8 protein-coding genes are annotated in these 8,223 nt (G+C 69.6%); 7 read left to right on the plus strand and 1 reads right to left on the minus strand.

The features are described from left to right. Positions 1 to 362: 362 nt before the first annotated feature. The 3 genes from cobA to KS03_RS09190 all read left to right on the plus strand — a co-directional run bounded on the left by cobA (position 363) and on the right by KS03_RS09190 (position 2,965). Entirely contained in the window at positions 363 to 1,175 is an 813-nt protein-coding gene (gene cobA / locus KS03_RS09180; protein WP_012733790.1) for a uroporphyrinogen-III C-methyltransferase, read from the plus strand. Positions 1,176 to 1,310: 135 nt separating this feature from the next. Beyond that, on the plus strand, positions 1,311 to 1,919 hold the full coding sequence (locus tag KS03_RS09185) for an ANTAR domain-containing response regulator (RefSeq protein ID WP_012733789.1): 609 nt from the start codon (positions 1,311 to 1,313) through the stop codon (positions 1,917 to 1,919). Next, entirely contained in the window at positions 1,916 to 2,965 is a 1,050-nt protein-coding gene (locus KS03_RS09190; protein WP_012733788.1) for a CmpA/NrtA family ABC transporter substrate-binding protein, read from the plus strand. The genes KS03_RS09185 and KS03_RS09190 overlap by 4 nt, the downstream gene beginning before the upstream one ends. A gap of 547 nt (positions 2,966 to 3,512) precedes the next feature. On the opposite strand, the gene KS03_RS31175 is transcribed toward KS03_RS09190, so the two are convergent. Continuing rightward, positions 3,513 to 3,734 carry a hypothetical protein gene (locus KS03_RS31175; protein WP_127913904.1) on the minus strand — a complete coding sequence of 74 codons (222 nt, stop codon included), beginning with the start codon at positions 3,732 to 3,734 and terminating at the stop codon, positions 3,513 to 3,515. A 262-nt stretch (positions 3,735 to 3,996) separates the two neighbouring features. Between KS03_RS31175 and KS03_RS09195 the strand changes: the two genes are divergently transcribed. The 4 genes from KS03_RS09195 to KS03_RS09210 all read left to right on the plus strand — a co-directional run bounded on the left by KS03_RS09195 (position 3,997) and on the right by KS03_RS09210 (position 8,167). Beyond that, positions 3,997 to 4,215: an MbtH family protein gene (locus KS03_RS09195; RefSeq protein ID WP_012733787.1), complete on the plus strand. Its 219-nt coding sequence runs from the start codon at positions 3,997 to 3,999 to the stop codon at positions 4,213 to 4,215. A gap of 138 nt (positions 4,216 to 4,353) precedes the next feature. Next, positions 4,354 to 5,835 carry an MBL fold metallo-hydrolase gene (locus KS03_RS09200; RefSeq protein WP_012733786.1) on the plus strand — a complete coding sequence of 494 codons (1,482 nt, stop codon included), beginning with the start codon at positions 4,354 to 4,356 and terminating at the stop codon, positions 5,833 to 5,835. Then, positions 5,832 to 6,722 (plus strand): cupin-like domain-containing protein, encoded by an 891-nt coding sequence (locus KS03_RS09205; RefSeq protein WP_012733785.1) that lies wholly within the window; start codon positions 5,832 to 5,834, stop codon positions 6,720 to 6,722. Before KS03_RS09200 ends, KS03_RS09205 begins: the two co-directional genes overlap by 4 nt. A 29-nt stretch (positions 6,723 to 6,751) precedes the next feature. Beyond that, positions 6,752 to 8,167 (plus strand): hypothetical protein, encoded by a 1,416-nt coding sequence (locus KS03_RS09210; RefSeq protein WP_012733784.1) that lies wholly within the window; start codon positions 6,752 to 6,754, stop codon positions 8,165 to 8,167. Positions 8,168 to 8,223 lie beyond the last annotated feature (56 nt).

Here is an 8,223-nt window from a genome sequence, read left to right on the forward strand (position 1 = left end):
CGTGCGGCGGCCGGCGCCCCCGAACGCGGCCGTGCCGGACGCAGGCGCGCGCGGGCGCGGCGCGCCCCGGCGCCAGCGCGGCGCGACCGGCAATCGCCGGCGGGACGGCCCGGCGGCCGGCCGGGCACCGCGCCTGCGGATCGCTTGGCGAAGCTGGCGCGCTTATTGCGTGACGGGCCTGGCGCCGGCAACGAAGTCGGCGCAGGCAATCCGATGCAGCAGATCCCGACGATTCGGGCCGCGCCAGGCGCGGCCCGCCCGGACAACGGCGTCCCCAACGCCCGGCCTCGCGGCCGGCGCGCGGCGCCGTGCGGTTCCGGCGGCGCGCGCCGCGTCGCGCGCCACACTGGAACTGAACGAGAATGACGACCCCTACCGAAACGACCGGCAAGGTCACCCTGCTCGGCGCCGGCCCGGGCGCCGCCGACCTGCTGACGCTGCGCGCCGCGAAAGTGCTGGCGAGCGCCGACGTCGTGCTGCTCGACGATCTGGTCGACCCGGCGATCGCCGCGCTCGCGCCGCGCGCGCGCATCGTCCGCGTCGGCAAGCGCGGCGGCTGCCGCTCCACCCCGCAGGCCTTCATCGAGAAGCTGATGTGCCGCTACGCCGCGCGCGGCCAGCACGTGGTGCGCGTGAAGGGCGGCGACGCGCTGCTGTTCGGCCGCGCCGGCGAGGAGCTGGCCGCGCTGCACGCGGCCGGCGTGCCGGTGACGATCGTGAGCGGGATCTCGTCGGGCTTCGCGGCCGCGGCCGAGCTGGGCGTCTCGCTCACCCACCGCCGCCACTGCCAGGGCGTCACGTTCGTCACCGCGCACCTGCAGGATCATGGCGAGCCCGACTGGGCCGCGCTCGGCGCGACCGGCACCACGCTCGTCGTCTACATGGGCATGAACCGCATCGAGCGCGTGGCCGCCGGCCTGCTCGCGACGCTCGACGCGGCCACCCCGGCCGCCGTGGTGCAATGGGCCGGCACGCCGCGCGCGCGGCGCTGGACCGGCACGCTCGCCGCGCTGGCTGCCGAGCCCGCCGCGGCCGGCCTCGGCAGCCCGGCCGTGATCCTGGTCGGCACGGCGATCGGCGAGGCGCTCGCGATGCTGCCGCCCGCGGCCTCCGCTGCCGCCGGGATCGAGGCCGGCGCCGCGCCGGATCGGGAGCCGCTGTCCGATGCCGCGTAAGCCTCACGCCGCCCCGCGCGCGCCGTTGCTCGCCCCGCGCGCGCCGTTCCTCGCCCTGGCCCGGGCCGGCGGCCGCGCCGCGCCGCGCGCCCGGCCCGCGCGCGCCTCGTCATCGCCTTGCGCCCCGCTCGCCCCATGGGACTGACCGAACCCGCCCGCCCGCTGCGCGTGCTGCTCGTCACCGATACGGACAAGCCGATCGGCGAGCTGCGCGACACGCTCGCGCGGCTGCACTATGAAATGCTCGACGAAGTGGCCACGCCGGCGCGCCTGCCGGCCGTGGTCGAGAAGGAGCGCCCCGACGTGGTGATCATCGATACCGAATCGCCGTCGCGCGACACGCTCGAACAGCTCGCGGTGATGCATGCGCGCGCGCCGCGCCCGGTGCTGATGTTCAGCCCCGATGCCGACCAGCAGCTGATCCGCGCCGCGGTGGGCGCCGGGGTCAGCGCCTATCTCGTCGAGGGCCTGTCGGCCGAGCGGCTCGCGCCGATCCTCGAAGTCGCGCTGGCGCGCTTCTCGCACGACGCGGCGCTGCGCCGGCGGCTCGCCGAGGTGGAGAGCGAGCTGGCCGACCGCAAGCTGATCGACCGCGCGAAACGGCTGCTGATGGACGCGCGCCGGCTATCGGAGCAGGATGCCTACGCGGCCCTGCGCCGCCGCGCCATGAACCAGGGCATCCGGATCGTCGAAGCCGCGCGCCAGATCCTCGCCGCGTCCCGAATTCCCGATGGTGAAGCATGAACACTCCGATCCTCCCGCCACCAGAACGCCGCGAACTGCGGCTCGGCTTCGTCGCGCTCAGCGACGCCGCGCCGCTCGTGGTCGCCGAGCGCCTGCAGCTGGGCGCGCGGCACGGCCTCGCGCTCACGCTCGAACGGCAGCCGTCGTGGGCCAGCATCCGCGACAAGCTGCTGACGGGCGAGATCGACGCCGCGCACGCGCTGTACGGGCTCGTCTACGGCGTGCAGCTCGGCATCGGCGGGCCGCGCGCCGATCTGGCCGTGCTCTCGGTGCTGAACCGCAACGGCCAGGCGATCACCTTCTCGAACCGGCTCGCCGACGCGTGGCAGGCGGGCGGCGAGCTGCGCGCCGCGCTCGCCACGCTCGGGCGCAAGCCGGTATTCGCGCAGACCTTTCCGACCGGCACCCACGCGATGTGGCTCTACGCGTGGCTGGCCGCGCACGGCGTCGATCCGCTGCGCGACGTGCGCAGCATCGTGATCCCGCCGCCGGGCATGGCCGACGCGCTCGCCTGCGGCGAGCTGGACGGCTTCTGCGTCGGCGAGCCGTGGAACGCGGTGGCCGAGGCGCAGGGCGCGGGCCGCACCGTGGCCGCCACCAGCGAGGTCTGGTACGACCATCCGGAAAAGGCGCTGGCCTGCCGGCGCGAATTCGCGGCGCTCTATCCGAATACCGCGCGCGCGCTGATCCGCACCCTGCTGGACGCCTGCGCGTGGCTCGACCGGCCCGCCAACCGCGCGCGCGCGGCCGGCTGGCTCGCCGCGCCCGAAGCGCTCGACGTGCCGGCCGAGCGGATCCTGCCGCGGCTCGCGGGCGACTACGGCCGCGGCCCGTTCGCGCGGCCGCCGGCGCCGGTGCGCTTCCACGGCGGCGGCGAGGTGAACCGACCGCGCGCCGCCGACGGCCGCTGGTTCATCGAGCAGTACCGGCGCTGGGGCATGCTCACGGGCGAGCACGACGACGCGGCGATCGCGGCGGCCGTCACGCAGGCCGCGCTGTACGACGAGGCGGTGGCCGGTTACGAGGCGGCGAGCGGCGTGGCTTGAGCCCGGCGGCGCCTGCGCGGCGCCCGGCCTGACCACCGGCGTCGCCGCGGCACTTGCGATGCCGCGCTACCTCCATGCCGGACGGCATGTTTGCGTTTATCCCGCCGTGCATCGACAGCACGAGCGGCCATCTCGCCGGGCTGATCGCCGCTGGCTCCCGCGAGCTGGCGCTCCTGCGGGGCCGGGACGCGCTGGCTCGGCGCGCCCGCCGACTCGGGCGACGTCACCCGAGCCGTTCGCAGCCTTCGGCGCCGCGAAGCGCCATACGGGCCTTGATGCCAGGCCATGCCGACTCGCAACCGAGATCCTGGCTGCCGGAGCAACCCGGCGTCCCGCTACGAGGATGTGTCGTCGCGATCCGGTGGCGCTCGCGCAACCGCCGCCTCACCAGATGCGGCCGCTGCCATACGCCAGCGCGTCGATCTCGCAGCGTCACCAGCACGTCACGCCGCTACCGAAGCCCAACGCCGCGGGACGGGCCGGCTGACGCACGGCGCGAAAATGAATTATTTAAATACTTGAAATTAAAAATCCAATTGAAACCCCGTCATTTTGATATTGGAATTCTCACAAAAAAAACACCTTTCCAGTTGCTTTCCGTGATAAAGTTTATTGGAAATTCATACCGCCAAGCATGGCGCAGATGACGACTCATCGATGCAGTGCATTGCTTTTCAAATAAATCTCCACGTTTGATCACGAGGACATTGAGAGTTGTCCCGGCGCGCAGCGTCTGGTGCTTGGTTTTGGCGCATCGATCGAGCGTCATCTGTTTGGCAAGCTTCGAGCACCATCCCACGCCTTCCTCACGGTTAGGCCCTCTCGGATATGCCGGCCGCATATCGGGGAATCCTGCAGCTAAGGTCTAGCGGCTCGCAGACACACCGCCGCCGAATCAATAATAACCATTGATTCGCCGGCACCGAGCCAGATAATGAAACGCAATCACGCCACTGGAAATATTAATTAAATATTCTCCATTCCATTCTTATCTTATTTTCAGGAATTACAGCAAGGAACACTTCGTTTTCATGAAAATAGAAACTCACCCCAACGCAAAGCTCGAGCAATTCTTCCAGGTCGTCGTGAATGCCGAGCAGCAATACGCTCTCTGGCCCGACAGTCTGCCCAGGCCGGCAGGCTGGCAATTCACCGGCCAGGCCGGGCCTCGCGAAGCCTGCCTGGAATGGGTGCGCACGGCGTGGACCGACATGCGGCCGTTGAGCGTGAGGCAGGTCTCGAACGGCTAGCCGCCCGACCCGACGCAACACGACGAACACCACCGACGGACGACGCGACTACACGGTAGTCGCGTCGACGGATCGCAGGCGAGGCAGCGATGCCCGGCCTGCGCGCGCCGTTGCGCGAATTTCATCCGAGGGCAAAACATGACAGTCGACGATCGCCTGGGGGTATTCCTCAATACGGGCATTCTGGCTTCGCACGCGCAGGACCTGGGTGCGATGGTCGCCCTGCAGGACGGCATCCTGCAGGATTTCATCGCGGCGGGCTTCGATCCCACCGCCTGCGCCGCGGTATTGCGCCAAGCCATTGCGCGCCATCCATTCATCGCTGAGCTGTTCGATCCCGAATCGGTCGCCGCAGGCGGCTGTATAGCGAGCGACGCACTGCTCTACCAACTCCATCGCCAGCGCGATCGCTGGCGCTTCGAGATCACGCCGCCGCGTGGCGAACCGATCGTACTGCAAACCAGTGCGGATCGCCTGCCGGCCCTGGGCAACGCGCTGCGCGACGCGCTGCAGCGCCAGCACTGGGAGCCGCTGGCCGCGCTGTTCGACGAACCGCGCCTGCTGGCGTCGCACGCCCCGGCGGCTGCCGCGCCACCGCTCGCGTGGCCGGGATTCCACGGGCCGGGCATCCAGCGCCTAGAACACGCCTCGCTGCTGATCGCCTCTGAAACGACGCGCCTGCTGACCGACCCGATCAGCCTGGCGGTCGGCGGCAACGTCGGCCTGCCCGACCTGGAGCGGGCGCCGTCGAACCTTGCCGGCTCGATCGACGGCATGCTGGTGACTCACGGCCACCTCGATCACTGGCACCTGCCCACCCTGTTGCGTCATGGCGGCGACGGCTCGGTGCCGGTGATAGTGCCTGATATTCCGGTGCCCTCGCTGCTGTCCCAGGACGACATGCGTCGCTCGCTGCAGGAGCTCGGCCAGAACGCGATCGCGCCGAAATGGGGCGACACGGTGCAAATCGGCGACATCGAGATCGACATCCTGCCGTTCTACGGCGAACAGCCGACCATCGGAGCAGCCACGCCGCCCGAGCACGTGCGCAACTGGGGCAACTGCTACAGGGTCACGACGCCGCAATTCTCGGTGATCCTGCTGGTCGACAGCGGCGAGGACGCGATGGGGTCGGTGATGCAAGTGATCGAGAGCTCGGTGGCGCGGCGCGGGCCGCCGGACCTGATCCTGAGCTGTTGCCGCGAGATGCGCAAGGCGCCGTTCTGGCAGGGATTGTTCACGTTCTGGATGGTGCTGCCGATGCACGAGCTCAAGCGCCTGACGCGCGCTGAGCAGGCCGGCGAGGGACCGTCGATCACGCTCGGCCCGGAGCGCCTGGCCGAGGCCTGCGTGCGGGCCGGCGTCGATGCCTTTGCCCCCTATGCGAACGGCTTTGGCGGCATCGGCGAGCCGATCCGCGATATCGGCTGGATCAACGACGAACCCAGCGAGGCCGACATGCTCGAGCGCATCGAGGCGCGTCTCGCCACACTCGACGGCACCACCCGCGTGATCCGCTGGCTGCCCGGCGACGTCTTGCGGCCGGGGCGGTGTGCGGCGCTCGCGATGCCGGCCGATGCCGGCCATGCCACCCACGCCGTCCCGGAGAACGCATCATGAGCGACCGCACCATTGTTCCGATCGCGCGCATCCGCCATGACGGCAAGCGATCGCTGCGTGAAGTGATGAAGGGCCTCGACCGGCCCGCGGTACTGCAAGGCTTCATCGACGACTGGCCGGCACTGGCGCGCTGGACGCCGGAATTCTTCGTCGCGCAGCACGGCGGCCACGACATCACGGTCGAGACCTCGAGCCTCTGCCCGACGCCGACCCGTCCTGACCTTTACCTGGCCTCGCGACGCTACGAGAAAGCGCCGCTAGGCAAGACCATCCGCGAGATGCAGAGCCAGGGGGCAGCACGCACGGCCTACATCACCTACGCCGAGATCTACGAGGCGATTCCGTCGCTGCGCGAAGACATCACGTTGCTGCACGAGCGATACGGCTTCCCGCGCTGGCTGCCGGACGGCCTGCGGCGCAGACTGATACTGCGGCCCGGTTTCTGGCTCGGCCCCGAGGGCATTTCCTCGCCGCTGCATTTCGACCGTCACGAGAACCTCAACGTGCAGGTATACGGCCGCAAGCGCTGGGTGCTGTTCGGGCCGGGGCAATCGCACCAGGTCTATTACCGCCAGCGCCGTGACCTACCGGTGATTTTCAGCCCGGTCGACATGACGCGGCCCGACCTCGACGCCTTCCCCAGGCTAGGCGACGCGCAGCGTCACGACTTCGTGCTCGAGGCCGGCGAGGTGCTCTACCTGCCGCCCGGCTGGTGGCACTTCGTGACCTCGCTGAGCGACTCGATCAACGTCAACTACTGGTGGTGGTCGCCGCGCGCCCTGCGAACCTGGGCGCGCGTCGAACTGGCGAGCCTCGCCCAAGCGCTGGCGCGCCGCTTCGACCGCGGCACCGACGCAACGGGCAAACCCACTTCGATGCCGCGCTGAGGCGCCGCCCCCCCACATTCGAGCCCCCCATGCAAAACGAATTCGATTTCACCGTCATCGATGCGCTCTACGCATCCGGCTATCACGGGCCGCGCGCGCTGGACCAACCGGAGTTCTACTGGCGCTCGATGCTGGGCGCGCTGGTCGCCTATCGCGACGACTTCTTCCGGCCACTCGGAGAGGAGATCGCACCGGCCGAATCGCGCGAGGGTGTCGAGATCGAGGCGATGCGCTGCGAATACGAAGGCAGCCGCTTCCATCACGAACTGCCGATGAATATCTCCTCGCTGCGCCAGTTCGGCAAGCACTGGCACCTGGTGCTGCCCACCATCGCCACCCTGCGCGAAGAATATTGCCGCCGTCGCGGCCAGAGCGGCGCAGCCCGCGCGGTCTCGATGACCGACCTCTGGATCATCAGCAAGCTCTGCCAATTGCTGCCCGCCTACCTGATCAGGCGGCGCGAGAAGCGGATCGATCCCGACGAAATTCCGGTGGTGCCGTCGATCATCTACCGGATTTCGCTCGGCATGCACCGCATCGTGCACATCTCGCTGATCAAGTGCATGGCCGCCGGCAGCGACCCGGATGCGCCCTGCCTGCCGGCCGAGGCCTATTACAAGATCGCCGAAGGTGCCGGGCTGCTGGTCGGCCGCAATTCGGTATGTGCCGGGCCGGAAATCATGGTCGGCCAAGCCTACCGCGCGATGATCGAGCCGCAACCGACAGCGGGCGCCGACGCCAACGCCGCCGAATCCGGTTTCTATGGCTACGCGGCGGTCTTCCTCAAACTCGAGGTCGAGAAATATCTGTTCGCGGTGCAGGCCGCCTGCCAGCTGCGTAACCTGATCGCGGCGCTGAGCGGCCGCACCGATCCCGCCGCGCGCGCGCTGCACGAGGCACTGGCGCGCTTCGAAAACTGGTCCAACGAGCACACCAGCCCGCTCGCGCACGAAATCGCGCGCGAGGACCTGCCGATGTTGCTGCAGGGCGACCAGGACGAGATAGAGCGAGCGCGCCAACTGCCGGGCGGCACCGTGCTCGCAAGAATGCAGCGCGGGCTCGACGCGCTGGTGCGTGCCGTCGACGCGCTGTGCCGCTCGTCGCTCGGCCAGTCGAGCGAGGGCTTGCTGGCCAGGATCGACGCGCTGCGCGGCGCCGACGATGGCGAACCGGCTCCGTCGGCCGACGAGTTCATCGACCAGGGCATCGATGCGGAAACGGCCGCGGTGGTCGCGGCGGCGCTCGGCGACTATCTGCGCGGCGAGCGCGCCGCGACGCAAATATTCACGCTGCTGCAGCGCGAGATTGATCGCACGCTCGGGCTCGACGAGGCGTCGCCAGGGTTCTCCGAGCAGGATATCGCCGCCGTGTTCGGCCCGCGTCTGCGGCATGCACTGGCCGATCACTTCGCCACGGCGAAGCCATCGGCCGCCTCCATGCAATGACGCCAGCGGCACCGCGGCCCGATCCGCCGCCCGCCATTCCCGAATCCCGATTGCGC

Source organism: Burkholderia glumae LMG 2196 = ATCC 33617, assembly GCF_000960995.1.
GTDB lineage: Bacteria > Pseudomonadota > Gammaproteobacteria > Burkholderiales > Burkholderiaceae > Burkholderia > Burkholderia glumae.

What these genes read in the sequence shown, in the direction of transcription:
- cobA (WP_012733790.1), top strand. Translation starts at nt 363, where the DNA reads ATGACGACCCCTACCGAAACGACCGGCAAGGTCACCCTGCTCGGCGCC.
- KS03_RS09185 (WP_012733789.1), top strand. Translation starts at nt 1,311, where the DNA reads ATGGGACTGACCGAACCCGCCCGCCCGCTGCGCGTGCTGCTCGTCACC.
- KS03_RS09190 (WP_012733788.1), top strand. Translation starts at nt 1,916, where the DNA reads ATGAACACTCCGATCCTCCCGCCACCAGAACGCCGCGAACTGCGGCTC.
- KS03_RS31175 (WP_127913904.1), bottom strand. Translation starts at nt 3,734, where the DNA reads ATGACGCTCGATCGATGCGCCAAAACCAAGCACCAGACGCTGCGCGCC.
- KS03_RS09195 (WP_012733787.1), top strand. Translation starts at nt 3,997, where the DNA reads ATGAAAATAGAAACTCACCCCAACGCAAAGCTCGAGCAATTCTTCCAG.
- KS03_RS09200 (WP_012733786.1), top strand. Translation starts at nt 4,354, where the DNA reads ATGACAGTCGACGATCGCCTGGGGGTATTCCTCAATACGGGCATTCTG.
- KS03_RS09205 (WP_012733785.1), top strand. Translation starts at nt 5,832, where the DNA reads ATGAGCGACCGCACCATTGTTCCGATCGCGCGCATCCGCCATGACGGC.
- KS03_RS09210 (WP_012733784.1), top strand. Translation starts at nt 6,752, where the DNA reads ATGCAAAACGAATTCGATTTCACCGTCATCGATGCGCTCTACGCATCC.